This window comes from Marinobacter sp. (assembly GCF_048269445.1).
In the GTDB taxonomy this organism is placed as follows: Bacteria; Pseudomonadota; Gammaproteobacteria; order Pseudomonadales; family Oleiphilaceae; genus Marinobacter.
Map to the genome: position 1 here is coordinate 272,157 of NZ_JBLXIQ010000004.1, position 21,127 is coordinate 293,283.

At 55.8% G+C, this 21,127-nt stretch carries 16 protein-coding genes; 3 read left to right on the plus strand and 13 right to left on the minus strand.

Annotated features, from left to right (window positions below; translation table 11 throughout):
• Positions 1–22 precede the first annotated feature (22 nt).
• The 3 genes from ACN0XM_RS10270 to prpD all read right to left on the minus strand — a co-directional run bounded on the left by ACN0XM_RS10270 (position 23) and on the right by prpD (position 3,788).
• Positions 23–667: an XrtA/PEP-CTERM system exopolysaccharide export protein gene (locus ACN0XM_RS10270; protein ID WP_417566843.1), complete on the minus strand. Its 645-nt coding sequence runs from the start codon at positions 665–667 to the stop codon at positions 23–25.
• A 59-nt stretch (positions 668–726) separates the two neighbouring features.
• Positions 727–2,139 carry a TIGR03013 family XrtA/PEP-CTERM system glycosyltransferase gene (locus ACN0XM_RS10275; protein ID WP_417566844.1) on the minus strand — a complete coding sequence of 471 codons (1,413 nt, stop codon included), beginning with the start codon at positions 2,137–2,139 and terminating at the stop codon, positions 727–729.
• 164 nt (positions 2,140–2,303) lie between these two features.
• Positions 2,304–3,788, minus strand: a complete 1,485-nt coding sequence (gene prpD / locus ACN0XM_RS10280; RefSeq protein ID WP_417566845.1) for a 2-methylcitrate dehydratase — start codon at positions 3,786–3,788, stop codon at positions 2,304–2,306.
• Positions 3,789–4,371: 583 nt separating this feature from the next.
• Between prpD and ACN0XM_RS10285 the strand changes: the two genes are divergently transcribed.
• Together ACN0XM_RS10285 and ACN0XM_RS10290 are read left to right on the plus strand one after the other, a co-directional pair.
• Positions 4,372–5,994, plus strand: coding sequence for an FAD-binding oxidoreductase (locus ACN0XM_RS10285; protein WP_417566846.1), 1,623 nt, complete (start codon positions 4,372–4,374; stop codon positions 5,992–5,994).
• A gap of 119 nt (positions 5,995–6,113) precedes the next feature.
• A complete protein-coding gene (locus ACN0XM_RS10290) occupies positions 6,114–6,953 on the plus strand; it encodes a PEP-CTERM/exosortase system-associated acyltransferase (protein WP_417566847.1) in 840 nt (279 codons plus the stop codon).
• Positions 6,954–7,042: 89 nt separating this feature from the next.
• On the opposite strand, the gene ACN0XM_RS10295 is transcribed toward ACN0XM_RS10290, so the two are convergent.
• Positions 7,043–7,858 (minus strand): THxN family PEP-CTERM protein, encoded by an 816-nt coding sequence (locus tag ACN0XM_RS10295; RefSeq protein ID WP_417566848.1) that lies wholly within the window; start codon positions 7,856–7,858, stop codon positions 7,043–7,045.
• A 526-nt stretch (positions 7,859–8,384) separates the two neighbouring features.
• Here ACN0XM_RS10295 and ACN0XM_RS10300 point away from each other — a divergent pair.
• Positions 8,385–9,020 carry a PEP-CTERM sorting domain-containing protein gene (locus tag ACN0XM_RS10300; protein WP_417566849.1) on the plus strand — a complete coding sequence of 212 codons (636 nt, stop codon included), beginning with the start codon at positions 8,385–8,387 and terminating at the stop codon, positions 9,018–9,020.
• 82 nt (positions 9,021–9,102) lie between these two features.
• On the opposite strand, the gene prpF is transcribed toward ACN0XM_RS10300, so the two are convergent.
• The 9 genes from prpF to ACN0XM_RS10345 all read right to left on the minus strand — a co-directional run bounded on the left by prpF (position 9,103) and on the right by ACN0XM_RS10345 (position 21,057).
• Positions 9,103–10,281: a 2-methylaconitate cis-trans isomerase PrpF gene (gene prpF / locus ACN0XM_RS10305; protein WP_417566850.1), complete on the minus strand. Its 1,179-nt coding sequence runs from the start codon at positions 10,279–10,281 to the stop codon at positions 9,103–9,105.
• 65 nt (positions 10,282–10,346) lie between these two features.
• Positions 10,347–12,944, minus strand: coding sequence for a Fe/S-dependent 2-methylisocitrate dehydratase AcnD (gene acnD, locus ACN0XM_RS10310; protein WP_417566851.1), 2,598 nt, complete (start codon positions 12,942–12,944; stop codon positions 10,347–10,349).
• On the minus strand, positions 12,941–14,071 hold the full coding sequence (gene prpC / locus ACN0XM_RS10315; RefSeq protein ID WP_417566852.1) for a bifunctional 2-methylcitrate synthase/citrate synthase: 1,131 nt from the start codon (positions 14,069–14,071) through the stop codon (positions 12,941–12,943). The genes acnD and prpC overlap by 4 nt, the downstream gene beginning before the upstream one ends.
• 73 nt (positions 14,072–14,144) lie before the next feature.
• Positions 14,145–15,035, minus strand: a complete 891-nt coding sequence (prpB, locus tag ACN0XM_RS10320; RefSeq protein WP_417567084.1) for a methylisocitrate lyase — start codon at positions 15,033–15,035, stop codon at positions 14,145–14,147.
• Positions 15,036–15,093: 58 nt separating this feature from the next.
• Positions 15,094–15,774, minus strand: coding sequence for a GntR family transcriptional regulator (locus tag ACN0XM_RS10325; RefSeq protein WP_417566853.1), 681 nt, complete (start codon positions 15,772–15,774; stop codon positions 15,094–15,096).
• Between the two features lie 106 nt (positions 15,775–15,880).
• A complete protein-coding gene (locus ACN0XM_RS10330) occupies positions 15,881–17,056 on the minus strand; it encodes an AI-2E family transporter (protein WP_417566854.1) in 1,176 nt (391 codons plus the stop codon).
• Positions 17,057–17,111: 55 nt separating this feature from the next.
• Entirely contained in the window at positions 17,112–19,244 is a 2,133-nt protein-coding gene (gene mdoH, locus ACN0XM_RS10335) for a glucans biosynthesis glucosyltransferase MdoH (protein WP_417566855.1), read from the minus strand.
• Positions 19,237–19,485 (minus strand): hypothetical protein, encoded by a 249-nt coding sequence (locus ACN0XM_RS10340; protein WP_417566856.1) that lies wholly within the window; start codon positions 19,483–19,485, stop codon positions 19,237–19,239. Before ACN0XM_RS10340 ends, mdoH begins: the two co-directional genes overlap by 8 nt.
• 18 nt (positions 19,486–19,503) lie before the next feature.
• Positions 19,504–21,057 carry a glucan biosynthesis protein G gene (locus ACN0XM_RS10345; protein ID WP_417566857.1) on the minus strand — a complete coding sequence of 518 codons (1,554 nt, stop codon included), beginning with the start codon at positions 21,055–21,057 and terminating at the stop codon, positions 19,504–19,506.
• Positions 21,058–21,127 lie beyond the last annotated feature (70 nt).

Below are 21,127 nucleotides of genomic sequence, written 5' to 3' on the forward strand. Positions count from 1 at the left end.
TGGTACTTTATTCCCGAGTTCATCACAGACTTCTCTCGGGCACGGTGAGGATATCCCCCGGACGAAGCCTGTAATTGGTGGAAATATCACCCCGGGTCAGTATGTCGTCCAGTCTGACTGGAATCGCTACCATCTCTCCGTCGATGAGCCGATACAACATTGAGTTGTTCGGAGCGGCAAAGGGTGACAAGCCACCTGAGGTCAGCACCATATCCAGTACGGTCATACCGGAGCGGTGTGGAACGGATGTTGGTTGCGTAACAGCGCCAGTCACTCGAACACGATCACTGAATTCATGGCTTCCCATACTGGTAACGACCACACTGACCTGTGGCTCGCGAATGAACGACCCAAGGCGTTGCTCGATATCATAGGCTAGCTCTTCGGGGGCTTTTCCACTGGCCTGAACATCACCGGCGAGGGGGACGGAGATCTTGCCATCGGGTCTGACAGGGACTGAAATGCTGAGATCATCGTTACGCCAGACCGAAACCCGAACAACGTCCGTCGCCCCCAGGATGTACTGATCCACGCTGTTCACGGTATCGACAGCGAGGGCTCTCTGGATCTTTTCGGGCGATGAAGCACCAGGCCCGGCACAACCCGCAACAAACACTAGCGCTGTGAGGGAGATCAACAATCCCTGCAGTGAATACTTCGATAACATTGTCATTCCTCTCTAGTTCCATTTCTCTTTCCATGTCTCGGGGAGAGCTAGTCCCGAAACTACCTTGATCCTTTCTTGAACAGTACCACTTCTACTGTCTGAATTATAATCAACAAGTCCAGCAAAAGGCTCTGGTTCTTGATGTAGTAGAGGTCGTAACGGAGCTTTTCCCGAGTATCTTCTTCATTATCCGCGTAGGCAAAACAAAGCTGAGCCCAGCCCGTCAAGCCCGGCTTGACGCGATGACGCTCGCTGTAGAAGGGTATCTTTTCGGACAACTGCTCCACAAACACTGGTCGCTCGGGGCGCGGGCCCACAAAGGCCATGGTACCGTTCAGCACATTGAAGATTTGTGGTAATTCGTCGATTCTCACCTTCCGGATGAATTCCCCTACCCTGGTTACCCGGGCATCGTTCTTGCTCGCCCATACGGCGCCGTTTTTTTCCGCATCTGTGACCATGGAGCGGAATTTGTGAACCTTGAATACGTTGCCATTAAGGCCTACCCGTTCCTGACTATAGAAAATGGGCGCCTTCATCCCGTCTTCGATTTTGATGGCAATCGCGGTCAGCAGCATCAACGGCAGGCCGGGTATCAAAAGCGTGATGGCCGCAAGTATGTCCAGGGAGCGTTTGCCAATCCCGAACACTGACGAAACTGTAAACCCGTCTGAAAACACGAGCCAGCCACGGGTGACCATTTCAAGGGCCACTTTCCTGGACTCCCGCTCATAGAAGCTGGCGCCATCGACAATCTTTACGCCTTCCATTTTGCATTCCAGCAGGTCTTCCATGGGGAGGCCTTTCCGGCGATCGTCCACAGCCACCACGATTTCACTGACCGGGTGTTTGATGATGTATTGCTGGAGTGTTGTGGGAATGTTCAGCACCTGGTCTTCGCTAACCTCCACCGGCTCATCCGGCAGCGGAACAAAACCCATCAGGGTGAAGCCTTTGCGATTCAGTGGCGTTCTGAGGTCTTCATGAATCTGCCTGGCCCGGAAGCCAGCACCCAATACCAACACCTTTCGCTTGAATGCTTCCTTGCCCACGGTGGCGATAAAGATTGATCGCACGATGCCCATCAGGAAAAAGCCGAACACCGATGCAGTTGTCAGTACACCGGTGGCACCGATGTACCACAGCCAATCTGGTGCCAGCAGGTAGGCGAAGCCACACAAAGGAATGCTGACAATCAACGCCATGATAGTGCGAAGCATCATGCCCGACATGCCTTCCTCCAGGCGGGACTGATGAACGCCGAGCGCGACCATTACCAAAAGGTTCATTCCGGCAAACACAAAAGCCGAGGGCAACAGGAACTTCAGATTTTCAAGGAAAAAGGCAAGATCGCCGAAGTAGCGAAAAAAGACTGTCAGGGCGAAGGCAAACGCCAGCAGCAAAAAATCAATCAGGCCGAGGATGACATAGGGAAGATGGATGTAGTGTCTGAACAATCTGACGTGGGCCACGCCAACTCCTTTTGCTGTTCACAACAATAAAACAACGCATCCAGTGCGTTTACATACAGCGTTATATGAACCGCAGTGTACTGTAAATTTCTGTAACTGCAATCGCCAGTGAACAAACGGACCTGATCTAATGTTAAAAAAACTGACAAACCCTGCGCTTTTATTCAGATCATGAACAGTGCAACGAACTCATGCACAGGTGTGCCTTCCAGCGTCTTCTGATCCTTGCAGAGTAGAAAGATCTGATCGCAGCGTTGGCCAGGAAAACGCGTGGCGAGATTATTGGTGAATTTGTCCTCCAACAACGGAATTCCCTCTTTTCTGCGTCGACGGTGACCGATGGGGTATTCAACCTCGACCTTGTCCGTGCTGCTGCCATCTTTGAAGAACACCTGGATGGCATTGGCGATGGAGCGCTTGTCCTCTTCCAGGTATTCCCGGGTGTACCTCTCATCTTCCACCACTTCCATTTTTTCACGGACCTCGTCGATGATCGGATTGGCTTCGTGAAAGCTGTCTTCGTAGTGCTCCGCAATGAGACGGCCAAAGATCAGCGGCACCGCTGCCATGTACTGCAGGCAATGGTCCCTGTCCGCCGCATTGGCCAGCTTGCCCTGCTTCGAGATGATGCGGATGGCGGATTCATGGGTGGTGATAACAATCCGGTCGATTTCGTCGAGGCGGTCTTTGACCTGGGGATGCAAGGTTACCGCCGCTTCTGCCGCCGTCTGGGCGTGAAACTCCGCCGGAAAGGAGATCTTGAACAGTACGTTCTCCATCACGTAGGAGCCGAATGCCTGGGGCAAAGAAAACTGGCGCTTCTCCTCGGGCTTTAGCTTCTGGTCTTTGTTGGTTTTGCTGAACAGCACGTCGTAGAACCCCCATTGAGGGGCTGTCAGTACACTCGGAACACCCATCTCTCCTCTCATGGCGATATCTGCGAGTCGCACCGCACGGGATGTAGCATCCCCGGCTGCCCAAGATTTTCGGGAGCCTGCATTGGGCGCATGGCGGTAGGTGCGCAATGACTGGCCATCGACCCAGGCGTGAGACAGAGCAGACAGAAGTTGCTCCCGGTTCGCACCCATCAGTTTTGCAGTGACGGCTGTGGATGCCACCTTGACCAGTACCACATGGTCCAAACCTACTCGGTTGAAGGAGTTTTCCAGCGCCAGCACTCCCTGGATCTCGTGGGCCATAATCATGGCTTCCAGCACGGCCTTCATGGTCAGCGGTGCTTTACCTTCCGCCACCCTTTTCTGGGAAAGGTGGTCAGCGACCGCAAGAATACCCCCCAGGTTGTCGGACGGATGTCCCCACTCGGCAGCAAGCCATGTGTCGTTGTAATCCAACCAGCGGATAATGCAGCCAATATCCCAGGCGGCTTTCACCGGATCCAGCCGAAAGGAGGTCCCGGGGACACGGGCACCGTGGGGCACAACCGTGCCTTCAACAATTGGGCCCAGGTGTTTGGTGCATTCGGGGAACCGCAAAGCCAACAGGCCGCACCCCAAGGTGTCCATCAGGCAGTTGCGGGCGGTGTTCCAGGCCTCTTTGCTTTTTATCCGGTAACCGAGGGTGTAATCGGCGATGGTCTGAATAAGGTCGTCGTAATCCGGCCGTTCGTTGAGATCGAATGTTGCTGACATGGCGGCTCCTTCGATTTTGGTGTCTACTCAACACAGACTAGCTCACCCGGCAACAAGGCCCAAGATTCTGAGACCAACGCGCCTCTATTAGGGGAATAGTGGATTTCGAAAACCAGGAAAATCGAATTATTCGATCCTGACTATAAAATTGCACAAAATATGTAAAAAAAGCTGACGCTGAATTAATTATTTTTGTAATCTTATATTTACACATTTCAACAACTACCTGTTAACTCTGAATACCTGTTAACATTGTATACTCTATAGACTCAAGCCAGATCCAATTTACCAAGCATCAAAAAAAACTATTTTTCTTTCAAGAACTTACATTTTCGAAAAAGATAATAACCGAAACCTGGTTAAAATGTTTTAATAAACATGCCTGTAATACAGTTCTCGGGTTTCTTTACAACTTATTGTTTGTACTTCGGTTCTTAACAATCAATCTTTTTCAAAGCCGTAATGGTATAACGTGGTTTTGCCGACGTTATCTCACCTATAATTACCGCGCCAAAGATGAACAGGCTGTCAGTAAACGTTAACGACATATTCATTAAGTCTTCAATTAACTGTGGAAACGCCAGTGAATAGCACCATCACCGAATCTGCAATTGCCGAATGGACCACGATTCTGGGTGAATCCGGAATTATGGCGGCTGAAGCTGCAGAATTTGGCGCCTCCACAATAGGAGCAAAACGCTCTATTCCGGCTGTGCTTCGCCCAGAGACCCAGGAGCAGGTCTCATCGGTTCTAAAGGTTGCCCAACGGTGGCAGGTCGCTGTTTATCCCGTGAGCACTGGCAATAATTGGGGATACGGTAGTGCCAACCCGGTCGAAGACGGGTGCGTCATTCTCGATCTGAGCCGGCTAGACCGCATTTCCGACTTTGATCCCGAAATGGGCGTTGTTACTGTCGGGCCAGGGGTAACCCAGGGTGCCCTGAGGGAATTCCTCGATCGCCATGACGGTAATTATCTCGTTCCGGTAACCGGCGCGGGCCCCAACTGCAGCATTCTTGGCAACGCGCTTGAGCGGGGTTATGGCATCACACCGATTACTGACCATTTTGCAGCGGTAACAAAGATAGAAGCGATCCTGCCCGACGGCACCCTTTACCGCACACAACTCAGCGAACTTGGCGGCGCGGAAGTAGATGGGCTCTTCAAATGGGGGGTCGGCCCTTATCTTGATGGGCTTTTCAGCCAAGGGAATTTTGGCGTGGTTGTGAACATGACCATTGCCCTTGCACCAGCACCGGAGACGGTGACTGCCTTTTTCTTTTCAACCAAAGACGATGCCAAACTGGAAGCGCTGGTACCCACGGTCAGGGCCGTGTTGCTGGCGCTTGGCGGTTCGGTCGTGGCGATTAACCTGCTCAACAGCCAACGCATGCTCTCAATGATGACACCTTTCCCTGAAGACAGGGCCGTAGACGGTGTTCTGCCTGCCCAGGAAGTTGAAAGCCTTGCTAACAGTCATGGCGTTCCGGCGTGGAGCGGGGTTGGCGCGATTTACGCGTCAAAGGAGGTAGCCCGAGCAGCCCGACGTACACTACAGAGGCTTCTCGGCCCGGTGACCGATCGGCTCATTTTTATCAACCGCCGAAAAGTTGACTTGGTGCGAACTGTTGCCCGAGCGCTTCCCGGGAGGTTGGCAACAAGGGTTAAGGGCATGGCGGATACGCTCTCTGGCGCGCTGGAAATCATGCATGGCACACCCAATGATGTCGCGCTGGCATTGGCCTATTGGCGCTCAGGCACCCTGCCCGAGGCCGGGCAACCCAAAAACCCCGCTCGGGACGGCTGTGGGCTGATATGGTTCGCACCTCTGGTTCCAATACGGGGAAAAGACGTTCGCCGCTACATCAATATGATTGAGCGGATTTGCCCTCAGTACGGAATCAATCCGCTCATTACCTTGACGACCATAAACGACCGCTGCTTCGACTCCACCGTTCCCCTGTTGTTTGATCGCAGCGACGCGGAGGCGACAGCCCGGGCTAACGACTGTTATCGCGCACTTTACACCGAGGGGCAACAGCAGGGGTTCCTGCCCTACCGCCTCAACATTGACGCGATGGACACCCTGCATACCGGTGACTCTGCTTTCTCCAGGCTTGCCAGTCAATTGAAAGCGGCAGTCGACCCTAATTTCATCCTGGCACCCGGACGTTACGTGGCCAGGATCAAGCATTCCGAGGTCTGATGAGCTGTCACCTCGATGCACCCGTAGTACGCCGACAAATGGAGTTAGGCGGCGCTTCTTCTCACTGCGACTATCGCCACAACAGCTCCCTGAACGGGAAAGAAAGAGGGCCCAAAAAAATGAACACAGGGTTTGCACTTCGGCATGAAACAGAAACCACAAATATCCAACAAACTCAGGAAGACGTTAATACCATTTTTAATTCGGTATTTAATGTTGAATTAGCGACGTCTCCAGAGGCAATTAACGAAGTCTTTAAAGTTCGGTATCAGGTGTATTGCATCGACCGGCCTTTCGAGGACCCAAATTGCTTCGCCGATAAACGTGAGCACGACGCCTACGACCCGCGATCCGCGCACGCTCTGATCCGGCACCGGATAACGGGGGACAGCGTTGCCACCGTTCGTCTCGTGATGGCGGGCGATAACCCGGTGCAGGCCGATTTTCCCATGGAAGGCCCCTGCATCCATCGGATGAGCCAGCAGGCACGGGACGCATTTGCAGCCGCATCTCGCGGGCAGATTGCAGAAATATCAAGGATGGCGGTCAGCCGGGAGTTCCGTCGGCGCCTCAGTGAGGATGAATCGCCCTCCGGTGCCAGTGATTTCGTCTGCTACAGCGATTCAGCAAACGGCAAGCGCGCCATGCCCTACATCAGCCTAGGGCTTTTCGCTGGCATTCTCCAGATGTCGATCAGACATGGCATTACCCACTGGATGGCGGTCATGGAGCCAGCACAGCTCCGCCTGCTGAAGCGATTTGGCGTGGAATTTGATCATGTAGGACCGGTGCTGGAGTATCACGGCCGCCGGCGCCCCGCCTTCACCGAGGCAGCGTCACTGATTGAAGGCATAAGAAAACGTCGACCGGATGTCTGGACGCTGATTACTGAGGGCGGGCGGTACTTGCCAACGAAGCCGGGTACCAACTATGAGGCAAACGAACAAAGGGTGGCTTGACCCCACCGCCTGAACAAAAAGGCCCCCGCTTCTCGGCGGGGGCTTTTTTTGTTCGGCACTGTCGTCTAAACGTTATGGATGCTCAAACGTCAGGCTTTTGCCGCTTTTCTCCTGCGTGCCAGACCAAGACCTGCGAGGCCCATGCCCAACAGCGCCAAAGTTCCAGGCTCAGGCACCTCTACCGCCGTGATCCTGAAGCGGGTGTCGAAATGGTTAGATTGACCCTCTTCAGTCAGCAGACCTACACATCCAGTATTAGCGCCCGCTTCTGCACAGGCGTCGGGATCCAGGACGGACAAGCCGAGAATCTCAAGAAATACGGTGTATTTGTAGTCATCAAGAATAAATGACGAGGCGAACTCGAAGCCACCTGAACCATTCGGGACAGCGCCCAGAGCGCCGAAGTTGTCAATGGTGAAGATGTCATCGCAGTTGGAGGTAGCAGCATCTACACAATTATTGTTATTCAGCGTCTCGTTGAAGAAACTCATAAACGTTGTAGATGACGACGGCAGCGAAGCACCCGGAGGCGCAAACGGTGTCAGGGTCAGCGTGGACGTCAGATCAAAGCTGGCCAGAGCCGCGCCCTCGGCCGGAAGCGTATTGTTGGTGTGGGTGAATACCCCACCATCTACGAATCCCCCATTGGTCATCAGACCACTCGGCGCATCGACATCAGTGATCGAGACAGACGACTGTGGTCCACTACCGATGCCCCATGACAGCTTACGGTCTGAGTCAGAGGCTGTAACAGAGCCCGTTCCGGCTGTCTGAGTCCAATTAGAGAATACGCTGTCAACCTCATAACCCCAGTCAGTAATCATCACCGCGCTGGCAGATTGAGCCGCCAGAGCACACGGCACAACAAGAGTGGCTAGAAGTGTTCTTTTAAATGCAGTGTTCATAATTATCTCTCCTTGATTGTGAACGCTGGAGCTTGAATGCTAAATAAGCAAGTCAGCGGTGTATAGTAGGTAGCATCATCCGTACCACGTATTAAAAGTTGTTACCTTTCAACTAACTAAAAATAAAACGTGCTTGATCTTGAGACGTAGGTGTAAGCATCTTCGACAGTTTTGGAGAACAAATACATCGTCTGAAGCGCTATGTGTTTTTTTGTGATGCATTTCACCGGGAGACGTTAGACTACAAAATTTTAAAAAAGTCGCTTTATAGATAGCTCCCGATTTTAAATTCGTTTAGATCTCCGACAGGGCTCAAGGGGCGTAAAGAATTCTGACGCTGGAAAATCTCAACCCCATTTTTTATCCCTCCAAAATGGTTCCGATATATGTCGACTTCCCTTACACAATTATAATTTCGATTGCCAAGAATAAAGCTATCTCATTGCTTTATATAGTTATGTTATTGCAGGCACTGATTTTGCTAATACTCCGGTACGAATACACATTCGATCGTTGGAGTTGTCTTATGAGAAGTATTTATCAGTTAATGGCTGGAACAGCGCTGACCATGTTCGCAGGTGCGGCATCAGCGACGATTATTATCGATAACAGCACGACAGGCTGGTACAACCAGGGCTTGGGAGATCTGGCAGAAACCTACGGCCCGGGCTCCACCTTCTTTCCGGGCGCCAACGTCAGCGAGGGAGATCCCATCGTGAACCCTCTGCCCGAACCAGACCTTTCTCTGACTCCAAACCTTGGGAACTGGCTTGCGGCTGATTTCACTGTGGGAACCTGGAGTGGCCCAAACACCGCGATTCCCGGAGCCTGGACGGTTAACGATGAGACAGCGATTGTCTATCAATTCACTCTGGAAAAGGCCGCGAGCGTTTCAGTGGATATTGGCGTAGACAATGGAATCTTTGCCTGGATCAACGGCAACTTCGAGTTCGGCGCCATGGCTAGCGGGGGCTCCAGCCCTGGCGAATATTCATTCGGCACTGTGCTTGGGGCGGGAACCCATTATCTTCAGCTGCTACGTGAAGATCATGGCGGCAGCACGGGTTACGACATCATGGTAAGAGCAGTCCCTGAGCCGGCAACAATAGGACTACTTGGCCTGGGCCTGCTTGGCATGGGGATGACCAGACGAAAAAGCTGAGTCAGCCCAACGCGAGGGTGTCGCCAGGCACCCTCGTGATTGCTCTCCGACAAACTCATGCTCTCAGCTTATAAATTCCGGCTCAGATGCTATCCCCGGGCACCCTAACCCAACCCTCCATAAGCACACGAGCACTTCTGCTCATAATAGCTTTGGTGGCTGACCACTGACCATTTACTTCGCTTGCTTCAGCGCCCACGCGCAGAGTTCCTGAGGGATGACCAAAGGTCACGTGCGTTCGATCGCCACCACCGGCAGCGAGATTCACGAGGGTTCCGGGAACCGCGGAGGCAGTTGCGATTGCCACCGCAGCAGTACCCATCATGGCATGATGCAGTTTACCCATGGAAAGGGCCCGGACCAACACATCCACATCCCCTGCTCCGATATTCTTGGCGCTTGAGGACACGTAGTCAGACGGTTTCGCCACGAAGGCCACTTTCGGGGTGTGCTGGCGATTGGCGGCTTCTTCGATGTTCTGGATCAGTCCCATCTTCACCGCACCGTGGGCCCGGATGGTTTCAAACATGGCCAGGGCTTTGGGATCGGCGTTGATGTCGTCCTGCAGCTCGGTGCCCTTGTAACCGATGTCTTCTGCGTTGACGAAGATGGTGGGGATACCGGCATTGATCATGGTGGCTTTCAGGGTGCCGACTCCAGGCACTTCCAGATCGTCCACCAGATTACCGGTGGGGAACATGGAACCTTCGCCATCGGCGGGATCCATGAATTCCACCTGCACTTCCGCCGCCGGGAAAGTCACACCATCCAGTTCGAAATCGCCGGTTTCCTGTACTTCACCGTTGGTGATGGGCACGTGGGCAACAATGGTTTTTCGGATATTGGCTTGCCAGATGCGGACCGTGCAGGTGCCATTTTCAGGAATCCGGTCTTTGGCGACGAAGGCACTGTTGATGGCGAAGGCACCCACGGCAGCAGTGAGGTTGCCGCAGTTACCGCTCCAGTCCACAAACGGCTTGTCGATGGAGACCTGGCCGAACAGGTAGTCGACATCGTGGTCCGGCTGGGTAGGCTCGGCCAGGATGACGGTTTTGCTGGTGCTGGAGGTGGCTCCGCCCATGCCGTCGATCTGCTTCTGGTAGGGGTCTGGGCTGCCGATGACACGCAATAGAAGCTTGTCGCGGGCTTCGCCTGGTGTTTGGCAAGCTTCGGGCAAATCCTTGAGGCGGAAGAAAACCCCTTTCGATGTGCCGCCGCGCATGTAGGTGGCAGGGATTTTAATTTGTGGAGCGTGGGTCATGTTTCTGCTCTCTTCGTGAAGACGGGGTCAGATGAAAGCTTTCATCTGACCCCTTGTTTACTAGCTCAGGCAGCGCCTTCGGACTGAAGAAAATCCTCCGCAAACCGCTGCAACACGCCACCGGCGCTGTAGATAGACACTTCTTCCGCGGTATCCAGGCGGCACATCACCGGAACACGCTCGGTGCTGCCGTTTTTGCGGTGGATGACCAGCGTCAGCTCGGCGCGCGGCGCCGGGGTGCCTTCCACATCGTAGGTTTCGGTGCCGTCGAGGGCGAGGGTTTTGCGGGTGGTGCCTTCTTCGAATTGCAGGGGCATCACGCCCATACCAACCAGGTTGGTGCGGTGAATCCGCTCGAAGCCTTCGGCCACAATCGCTTCAACCCCGGCCAGGGCAACGCCTTTGGCGGCCCAGTCACGGGATGAGCCCTGACCGTAATCGGCGCCCGCGATGATGATCAGCGGCTGCTTGCGCTCCATGTAGGTTTCAATCGCTTCCCACATACGGGTGACCTTGCCTTCAGGCTCAATCCGCGCGAGGGAGCCCTGCTTCACGTTGCCGTTTTCATCCCGAACCATTTCGTTGAACAGCTTCGGGTTGGCGAAGGTGGCCCGCTGGGCAGTCAGGTGATCACCCCGGTGAGTGGCGTAGGAGTTAAAGTCTTCCTCTGGCACGCCCATCTTGTGCAGGTATTCACCAGACGCACTGTTCATCAGGATGGCGTTGGACGGCGACAGGTGATCTGTGGTGATGTTGTCCGGCAGCACCGCCAGCGGACGCATGCCCTTGAGGGCCTTTTGGCCCACCATGCCACCTTCCCAGTATGGTGGGCGGCGGATATAGGTGCTCTGCGGACGCCACTCATACAGGGGGTTGGTGTTGGCCTGGGTGTCCCGGGTAATGTCGAACATCGGAATGTAAGTGCTGCGGAACTGCTCCGGCTTCACGCTGGCTTTAACAATGGCATCAATTTCCGCATCGTCGGGCCAGATGTCCTTAAGGGTGACGGGGTTGCCGTCTTTGTCATATCCCAGGGCATCTTTCTCAATGTCGAATCGGATGGTGCCGGCAATGGCATAGGCTACCACCAGCGGCGGAGACGCCAGGAACGCCTGCTTGGCGTAAGGGTGAATCCGGCCATCAAAGTTCCGGTTACCTGACAGCACCGCAGTGGAGTAAAGATCCCGGTCGATGATTTCCTTCTGGATTTTCGGGTCCAGTGCACCACTCATGCCGTTACAGGTAGTGCAAGCAAAGGCCACCACGCCGAAACCGAGGGTTTCCAGCTCGGGCATCAGCTTGGCCTCTTCCAGGTACATCTTGACCGTCTTGGAGCCCGGTGCCAGGGAGGTTTTTACCCAGGGTTTGCGGGTCAGGCCCAGCCTGTTGGCGTTACGGGCGATAAGACCTGCAGCCACCATGTTGCGAGGGTTACTGGTGTTGGTGCAGCTGGTGATGGCGGCGATAATGCAGGCCCCATCCGGCATCTTGCCTTCTTCCTGTTCCCATTCACCGGCAATGCCACGCTCTGCCAGCTCGGATGTGGGCAGGTGTGCGTGGGGGTTCGAAGGGCCAGCCAGGGTGCGGGTTACCTTGGACAGATCAAAGGTCAGCACACGCTCGTACTCGGCGTTGTTCATGCTGTCTGACCACAGTCCGGTTTCCTTTGCGAATTTCTCTACCAGAGCTACCTGATCGTCTTCTCGACCGGTGAGCTTCAGGTAATCGATGGTCTGCCCGTCGATGTAGAACATGGCTGCGGTAGCGCCGTATTCCGGAGTCATATTGGAGATGGTGGCACGGTCACCCACGGTGAGGCTGTCGGCGCCCTCGCCATAGAATTCCAGATAGGCGCCGACTACCCGTTCCTTGCGCAGGAATTCGGTAATCGCCAGTACCATATCTGTGCTGGTGATGCCTGGCTGTATTTTACCAGTCAGCTCAACGCCGACAATATCCGGCAAACGCATCATGGAGGCGCGGCCGAGCATTACGCTCTCAGCTTCCAGGCCGCCGACGCCAACGGAAATGACACCCAGGGCATCCACCATCGGAGTGTGACTATCGGTTCCGACGCAGGTATCCGGGTAAGCTACGCCATCGCGAGCCTGGACCACCGGAGACATCTTCTCCAGGTTTATCTGGTGCATGATGCCGTTGCCGGGAGGAATGACGTCCACGTTCTTGAACGCGGTCTTGGTCCAGTTGATGAAGTGGAAGCGGTCGTCGTTGCGGCGGTCTTCGATCTGGCGGTTCTTTTCGAACGCGTCCTTTTCGAAACCGGCGTGCTCAACGGCCAGGGAGTGATCCACGATCAGCTGGGTGGGGACGACCGGGTTAACCTTGGCAGGATCACCGCCCTTCTCGGCGATGGCATCACGGAGGCCCGCCAGATCCACCAGTGCGGTCTGGCCGAGGATGTCGTGGCACACCACGCGCGCCGGGTACCAGGGGAAGTCCAGGTCCCTCTTGCGCTCGATCAGCTGCTTGAGGGAATCGGTCAGTACCTCGGGATCGCAGCGGCGAACCAGTTGTTCGGCCAGGATCTTGGACGTGTACGGAAGTTTGTCATAGGCGCCGGCCTGGATGTCTTCCACGGCCTGGCGGGTATCGAAATAGTCCAGGTCGGTGCCAGGGAGGGCTTTGCGGTAGTTGGTGTTCATGTGCGCTCCTCGATCGGCACCCACTTCGCATCTGCCGGGCCGGTGTAATCGGCGCTTGGGCGGATGATGCGGTTGTTTTTGCGCTGTTCTTTCACGTGGGCGGTCCAGCCGGAGACGCGAGACATCACGAAGATGGGGGTGAACAGCTCGGTCGGGATGCCCATGAAGTGATAGGCGGAGGCGTGGAAGAAATCAGCGTTGCAGAACAGCTTCTTCTCGCGCCACATGACGGCTTCGCAACGCTCGGAAACCGGATACAGAACGGTATCGCCCACTTCGTCCGCCAGCTTCTTGGACCACTGTTTGATAATGGCGTTGCGGGGGTCGGAATCCTTGTAGATCGCATGGCCGAAGCCCATGATCTTTTCCTTGCGCTCGAGCATGCCCATCAGGCCTTCTTCGGCTTCGTCCGGGGTCTGGAACTTCTGGATCAGCGCCATGGCGGCTTCGTTAGCACCACCGTGCAGCGGGCCGCGAAGTGTGCCGATGGCGCCGGTTACACAGCTGTGGATATCGGAGAGCGTTGAAGCGCAAACCCGGGCGGTAAAGGTGGATGCGTTGAATTCGTGCTCGGCGTAAAGGATCAGCGACACGTTCATCACGCGTTCGTGCAGTTCGCTGGGCTTCTTGCCATGAAGCAGCTCCAGGAAGTGGCCACCGATGGAATCCACGTCGCTGTCGGTCTCGATCCGGATGCCCTCGTGGGCGAAGCGGTACCAATACGTAATAATCGACGGGAAGATCGCCAGCATGCGGTCGATCTTGTCATCCTGCTCGCTGAAATCCTGCTCGGTTTCCAGGTTACCCAGCATGGAGCAGCCGGTACGCATCACGTCCATCGGGTGGGCGTCTTTGGGAATTTGTTCCAGCACGGCCTTCAGTGCAGTGGGCAGGCCACGCAGGCTCTGGAGCTTTTTCGTGTAAGCATCCAGCTCCTGGCGATTTGGCAGTTTGCCACGGAGCAGGAGGTAGGCAATTTCTTCGAACTGGGCTTTTTCAGCCAGGTCGGCGATGTCGTAGCCGCGGTAGGTCAGGCCTGCACCGCTTTTGCCGACGGTACACAGGGCGGTTTCACCAGCGACCTGGCCTCGAAGGCCTGCGCCGCTCAGTTTTTTTGCTTCAGCCATTGTTGTATTCCCCCTCATCTTGAAACTTGAAGACGGAGTCAGATGAAATTTTCATCTGACTCCAATTTCATAATTAACCTTTGCTCTGCTGGAACAGCTGGTCCAGCTTCTGCTCGAAATCGTGGTAGTTCAGGAAATCGTACAGCTCCATCCGGGTCTGCATGAGATCAATCACGTCTTTCTGGTCGCCCTTCTCCAGGATGTTCTGGTAAACAGTCAGAGCGGCTCTGTTCATGGCGCGGAAGGCACTGAGTGGGTACAGCACCATATCGGCGCCGGCTTCGGCCAGCTCTTTGCGGTTATACAGCGGCGTGGCACCGAATTCGGTGATGTTGGCCAGAATGGGCACATCCAGGGCTTTGGAGAATGCCTTGTAGTGCTCCAGTTCGGTAACCGCTTCGGCGAAGATGCCGTCTGCGCCGGCTTCAATGCAGGCTTTGGCGCGCTCAATGGCCGCTTCCAGGCCTTCTTTCTGGAAGGCATCGGTACGGGCCATAATGAAGAAGTCTTTGTCTTCACGGGCATCAACGGCGGCTTTGATGCGGTCTACCATTTCTTCCTGGGAGACAATTTCTTTGTTCGGACGATGGCCGCAACGCTTCTGGGCGACCTGGTCTTCAATATGGACCGCTGCCGCGCCAGCGCGTTCCATTTCACGAATGGTTCGGCCGATGTTGAAAGCGCCGCCCCAGCCGGTGTCGATGTCGACCAGCAGAGGTACGTCAGTGGCGGCGGTGATGCGGCGAACATCTTCCACCACGTCGTTCATGGTGGTCATGCCCAGATCCGGCAGGCCGTAGGAGGCGTTGGCCACGCCCCCACCGGAAAGGTAGATTGCCTGGTGACCGACTTTTTCGGCCATCATGGCGGCGTAGGCGTTAACGGTTCCTACGATCTGCAGGGGCTGGTTTTCTTTCAGGGCCTTGCGGAAGCGGGCGCCGGGGCTGAGTTTTTTGGACATGATGTTGGCCTCTCTTCGTTATTCGTAAAGTTGTGCGTGAAGTTGGGGTCTGACCCCATTTTCAGATCGTCAGTTCGCCTTCCTCAATCTTTTTCTCGATGTTAAGGCGGGCGGCGTTTATGTGTCTTTTCATCAGGAATTCGGCGAGCTCTCCATCGCGCTGGGCAATGGCTTCGACGATACGGCGGTGTTCACCCAGCGCCCGATGGGGGCGACCGGTGGAGGTGCTTAACCGATAACGGTACATCCGCACCATGTAGTAAAGATCGCCCAGTAACATCTGGGCCAGCTTGGTGTTGCGGCTGCCAGTGGCGATCCGGTGATGGAAGTCGTAATCCCCTTCAGCCTGGTAATAGGCCTGCCCCTGGGCTTCGTCGATCATTCGCTCGTGGGTGTCGAGGGTGGCCTGCAGGTCTGCAATCTCCTGGTCGGTCATGCGTTCGGCGGCCTGGCGCGCCGCCAGCCCCTCCATCACTTCCCGGATGCGGTAGAGTTCGATCAGTTCCGAGGCGCTCACGGACACCACCTTTACCCCGGCATGGGGGCGGCGAACCAGTAATCCGCGGGATTCAAGTCGGCCAAGCGCCTCTCTCAAGGGTCCTCGGGTAAGGTTGAAGCGGGAACAAAGTTCCACTTCGCCGATTTTCTCGCCAGGGATGAGATCGCCTTTCACGATAGCCGTTTGCAGACAATCAAAGGCTTCATCGGCGCGAGTGTAGGTTTGGAGGTTAGCTTCGGACATAGCTTTGTCAACAATAGTGACTGGAATGATCCGAAATCTACGCCTGAGAGATAGTATTGTCAACAATCCGTCGAACAAAACTTGCTCAATTGTTGACATGACAGCCTCACTTACCCAGCAACTCCCCTACCACCCTCAAATTGCTGACGTGGTCGCACAGGGTTTTGATGATCATCAACAGCGGTGTCGCGATGATGAGTCCTATCGGGCCCCAGAGCCAACCCCAGAACAACAGGCCAAGGAAGATAGCCACTTCATTAAGGCTGGAAACGCGGCTGGTGAGCATCGGGAGTAGCAGGTTGCCCTGGATGCTGGTAACCATCAGCGAGGCAAGGGCGACAATGATGGCCATATCAATTGAGCCAAACTGAATGAATGCGGCCACTCCGGAACCGACCATGACCAGAAACGGCCCAAGATATGGCGCGACGCTTGCCACACCGGCCACCACGCCCCAGAAAACTGCCTGCTCCATTCCCAGTAAAAAAAACGCCAGCCAGGTGAAAAACCCGACAAACAGACCACCCAGCAGCATCACAAAGAGGAAACGTCGCACCTGGCTATGGAACTCGTTCATGATCCGCGCAGCCTTGCGCATGGCATGAAATGACGGCCCCGACAATTTGACGACTTTGCGCTTGTAGAGCCGACCCGCCGAGAGCATGAAAAACACCAGTAACAATGCGGAAAACGCCTGGGATATAAGTACCAATATCGTCGACGACTCCTGCATCAGGTATTGCCAGACTTTGAACGGCTTGTCCACCACCCGGACCCGCATCACGTCGGGCTGCTGCGCCGCCGCCTCCGCCTCTTCATCCGCGGCTGTGTCTTCGATTTTCTTGGCCACATCCTGAGCCTTCTCCATGACGCCTTCTTCCTGCGGCGTCGAGCGCGCTTCGCTGCGCTGGAACCGCTCAATGGCGAGTGGTGCCTTGTCCAGTATCGCCATGGTTTCGCGTTTCAGGGGGATGCTCGCTCCGGCAATGGCGGCTACGACAACGGTCAACACCAGTGCAGCACTGAGCGCGCGAGGAAACCGGAATTTTTCCAGCCCGGACACCAGTGGATCCAGGGCGTAACTGATGAGAATGGCCACCACCAGAGGTACCAGCACCGCCTGGGCCCAGGAGATGAAATACAGCGCCGCGACGCAGGTGAGAACGATCAGAGATGTACTGCGAACATCCACCATTGGAAGCAGGCTGCGTTCAAACTGGTCGCCATCCTCCCCGGGCTCGCCACCCCCTTCGCCCTTTTGGTTTTGTTCCTGTTTTGCCATGGCTATGCCCTTTATTGCGCCGGCGGCGGTTTGTATTGGTCCAGCCAGGTTTCTGTCAGTACCTGGTCGCCCGGCTCCAACTGGTTCTGCCTAGAAAATTGATGCGCCGGCCCCAGAAGCTGTCTGGTGGAGCCTGCCAGGCAAGTTTGTGCAGTTCCGCCAGCGACTGCCTGTCTCGGAATAACTGGCTGAGTTCGCTCCGCGACAGTGACTCGGGCCCTTCGCTGCTAAACCGCTCCACCAGGGGCGCCAGCAACTCCGCCCTTCTGGTGAGACGGACATTGCGGGCAAGGGCCTGGTGTAGCCGGTTGAGCCTGGGCCGGACCACCGCAGCTTCCACCGCCGTCAACAATGATCTTTCTTCACCATTACGCCTGGCTGCACGGGCGTCTTCCAATACCTTCACGGGCACTCGTTCTTCCGGTATCAACAGTATGCCCCAGCTTCGCAGGGCCCGGCCCGCCCCAACTCGGCTCAGTAATACCGAGGTGGGCGCTGCCAGCACCAGCGGAACAGCGACCGGCAGTGACCAGAGGAAGAACATGGGGTCCAGGCTCCAGGCAAAGGCGGACCAGCCCACCGCGACCACCATTCCAGGAAGCTGGGTCAGAAAGGCATCCCGCCAGGTGGTCTCCTGTGTGCGGTTCTGGCCGGCCCAGGTCAGCGACAAGTTCAACAAGGCACCAAGGACATAGCGGCTATGGGCCATCATCCTAATAGGCGCGAGCAGGACCGAAACCACGATTTCAGCGAGGACACTGATAAACAGCCTCAAAGCCCCGCCAAACTGTCTGGCTGTACCGTGAATAACCGAGTCCAGAATGGCCAGGAATTTCGGGATAAACAGCAGCGAAAGCGTACTTAACGCAAGCCCGAGTGCCCATTCCGGTCGCCATTCCGGCCACAGCGGGAACAACCCCTGATGCCCCTCGGGGAAGTAATCGATTCTGGCGACAGTCATCTGTACCGCTTCCACGGTGGTCAGGATCAGGAACGCCAGCCAGAGCGGCGACGCCATGTAAGCCATGACCCCGTTTAACAACGCCATCCTGTGTGCCAGTCGAAGCCGGCGCCCGAACAGCAGAATCCACAAATGCTGGAGATTCCCCCGGGACCAGCGATTGTCGCGCGAGAGTTCGTCCGACAGCGTTGGCGGAGACTCCTCGAAACTGTTGCGAAGGCCAGGCTCCAGCCAGACTTCATAACCGGCTCTGCCCATATAGGCCGCCTCCACAAAGTCGTGGCTCATGATGGGTCCCCGGAACAGGCCGAACCCGCGCAGTTTGCGCAGACCGCAATGCTCCATGAAGGGCTTGACCCGGATAATGGCGTTGTGCCCCCAGAATGCGGCGTCGCCCATCTGGATAGCGGCGAGGCCAGTGGCAAACAGAGTGGAATAAAGACGGTTGGAGAATTGCTGCACTCTGGCAAACAATGACTCACCGTTGATGATGGAAGGGGCCGTTTGCAGAATGCCAACCTGCGGCTCACGCTCCATCAGTTGCACCATGCGAACGATGGTTTCTGCGCTGAGCAGGCTGTCGGCATCAAGAACCACCGTATAGCGGTAGCGGCGACCCCAGCGGCGCAGGAAATCTGCCACATTGCCGCTCTTGAAATTGAGGTTCACCCGCCGCCGGCGATAAAACAGCCGCCCTTCCGCCCCAAGTTCACGGCACAACTGATGCCAGGTGGCCTGCTCCTCAAGCCACACATTCGGATCGCGGCTATCCGAGAGAATATGAAACTCAAACTGGCCCAGGTGACCAGACCGCTCAAGGTCCTGATAGACCGCCTTGAGCCCGCTGAGGGTCCAGTATACGGGCTCGTGATAGACCGGCATGATGATGGCTGTTCTGGCCAACGGTGTGGCCTCCAGATCCTTCCCGGCATGCCGCTTCAGCAGGCTGTAACGGTCACCCCCCACCAGCCTGAGCAGAAAACCGAAAACCGCCGTCCAGAAGCCAACGGCAATCCACATGTACAGCAGCGCGAACAGTACCAACAACCCCAATTCGACCTTTGTGCCGCCATGGTACGGTAAAATCCAGAGCAGAAAATAACAGGCGGTAAGGGTTTGCCCCAGCACGAAAATGGTCAGTAGCAAGCGCCTGAACGTTGCGACTCTGCGCCAATCGCCTGAAAGGCTCCGAGTCAGCGTAGCCTCCCTGTTGGCCATGTCACTCATAGCCGATGTGCCCGCGCTTCAGTGGTGGGTTGGCATCCGGAATGCTCTCATGAGGGAGCTCGAAATAACCGGGAATATTGTCGATACACCGGGCAGGCAGGTCCGGCCCGGCGCCCTCAGCCATTGAGGTTTCGACCAGTCGAAGGGCTTGTCTGCAGGCGTCCGCTGTCAATGCAACACCATAGTCTTCCAGGTAGGTCAGTACCCTTTCCAACGCTTGCTGACAGAGGATCTCGGGCATAATCAGGGTTCCCTCCCGTCATGGTCTGGTCTGAGCAGCCCTGGAAGCCTCGAACAACGGGTAGGTCCAGACTTCCGTCAGGGGCTTGTCATCCAGCAGTAACTGGCCGCGAAGAACCGTATCCTTTCCCTTGCCGGGCCTTACCAGCATGGACAGCCGCCAGTTGTTATCCGCCTCAACGAATTCGACGTAATGCTCAATGATTTCGGAGCCGTCGGCACCGTTGCCGGCACTGACGCTACCAATCACCGCGGCATCCGGTTTGAGTTCGTCCAGTGAGCCACCGGCAAAATCAACAATGATTCGGTAGGCATTTTCTGCATCACCACCTCCGGTGCGGTTGCCGTCCCCCACGAACGTTTCCACCACCTGCCCTGTGTCCTGACCTGCCACGTCACTGCCACCAAAGCTGAGCGTATAGGCGAATTGGTGATGAGAGCCTGCACTGGCGGCTTCCCCTGGTTTCCAGAACGCGACGATGTTGTCGTTGGTTTCGGAATCGGTTGGGATCTCAACCAGCACGACTTCACCATCAATCCAGCCTTTGCGGGGTGTTATCCAGGCACTGGGGCGCTTGTCATAGCGGGCCTCGGCATCTTCAAACTGATGGAAGGCTGTGTCTCGCTGAATAAGGCCAAAGCCTCCCAGACGGTTCACCTGCAGATATCCAAGGGTGAGTCGGGAGGGATTGACCAGTGGGCGCCACAACCATTCATCACTGCCCTCGTCGTGAATCAGCAGACCGTCTGAGTCGTGAACCTGTGGCCGCCACTCCCCGAGCGGGCGCGCCGTGTTTTCGCCGTAGTAGAACATGGAGGTAAGCGGTGCAAACCCCGGCTGATCCACTGCATTTCGGAAAAACACCTCGGCCGTGATATCAATCCGGGTCGTTGGCCCGGGTTGTATGTCAAAGCTGTAAGCCCCGGACACGCTTGGGCCGTTCAGCAACCCGTATACTCGCATACGATCACTGCCGCCGCCGGGCCGCTCAAGCCAGAATTCAATAAATGAGGGAAACTCTTCGCCGGATGGCAGGCCCGTGTTGACCGCGATGCCTCTTGCGGAGAGGCCGAACCGGTTATCCGCCCCTACTCCACGGAAGTAACTCGCTCCGGCAAAAACCAGAAACTGGTTCTGCTCCGTTCCCTCGCCCAGAGGATAGGTGAGCTTAAAGCCGGCGTGACCGAGATTGGCGGGTATTCGTTTGGCAAGGTCACTATTGGGAAAACTGTAGGCAGACTTGTCAAACGGGATGGGCTCTACACCCTCCGCGTCAATTTCATTCAGCTGCACTGTGTGGGTGTAAAAATTGCCCGGCGGCACCGTCATGACCTGAAAACGGGAACGACCTTCCCGCCACAGACTCGCCTCGGGATTGAATCGAATGGCCTGATAATTCTGGTAATCGAGGTCTCTGAGAAATCCCGGCACCTCTGTTGGCGGCTCATATTTGGCTTCAGCCAGGGCCCTGGCCTTATCGACCACATCTGAAAACTCAAAAGCCTGAGTGGCACCAGTGTAGAAAAAGCACTGCAGCGTAAGCAGCGTGAGCAATCCTGTCCCTGAGCGCATGGTTCTCCAACCTCGATCACATCCCTTAGATGTACTAATGTAGCACCTGCGATCGAAACTTACTCAAGTG

Coding starts and splice junctions, on each gene's coding strand:
- prpC (WP_417566852.1), bottom strand. CDS start 14,071: ATGGCTGAAGCAAAAAAACTGAGCGGCGCAGGCCTTCGAGGCCAGGTC.
- ACN0XM_RS10340 (WP_417566856.1), bottom strand. CDS start 19,485: ATGCCCGAGATCCTCTGTCAGCAAGCGTTGGAAAGGGTACTGACCTAC.
- prpD (WP_417566845.1), bottom strand. CDS start 3,788: ATGTCAGCAACATTCGATCTCAACGAACGGCCGGATTACGACGACCTT.
- ACN0XM_RS10325 (WP_417566853.1), bottom strand. CDS start 15,774: ATGTCCGAAGCTAACCTCCAAACCTACACTCGCGCCGATGAAGCCTTT.
- ACN0XM_RS10290 (WP_417566847.1), top strand. CDS start 6,114: ATGAACACAGGGTTTGCACTTCGGCATGAAACAGAAACCACAAATATC.
- acnD (WP_417566851.1), bottom strand. CDS start 12,944: ATGAACACCAACTACCGCAAAGCCCTCCCTGGCACCGACCTGGACTAT.
- mdoH (WP_417566855.1), bottom strand. CDS start 19,244: ATGAGTGACATGGCCAACAGGGAGGCTACGCTGACTCGGAGCCTTTCA.
- ACN0XM_RS10270 (WP_417566843.1), bottom strand. CDS start 667: ATGTTATCGAAGTATTCACTGCAGGGATTGTTGATCTCCCTCACAGCG.
- ACN0XM_RS10295 (WP_417566848.1), bottom strand. CDS start 7,858: ATGAACACTGCATTTAAAAGAACACTTCTAGCCACTCTTGTTGTGCCG.
- prpF (WP_417566850.1), bottom strand. CDS start 10,281: ATGACCCACGCTCCACAAATTAAAATCCCTGCCACCTACATGCGCGGC.
- ACN0XM_RS10300 (WP_417566849.1), top strand. CDS start 8,385: ATGAGAAGTATTTATCAGTTAATGGCTGGAACAGCGCTGACCATGTTC.
- ACN0XM_RS10345 (WP_417566857.1), bottom strand. CDS start 21,057: ATGCGCTCAGGGACAGGATTGCTCACGCTGCTTACGCTGCAGTGCTTT.
- ACN0XM_RS10330 (WP_417566854.1), bottom strand. CDS start 17,056: ATGGCAAAACAGGAACAAAACCAAAAGGGCGAAGGGGGTGGCGAGCCC.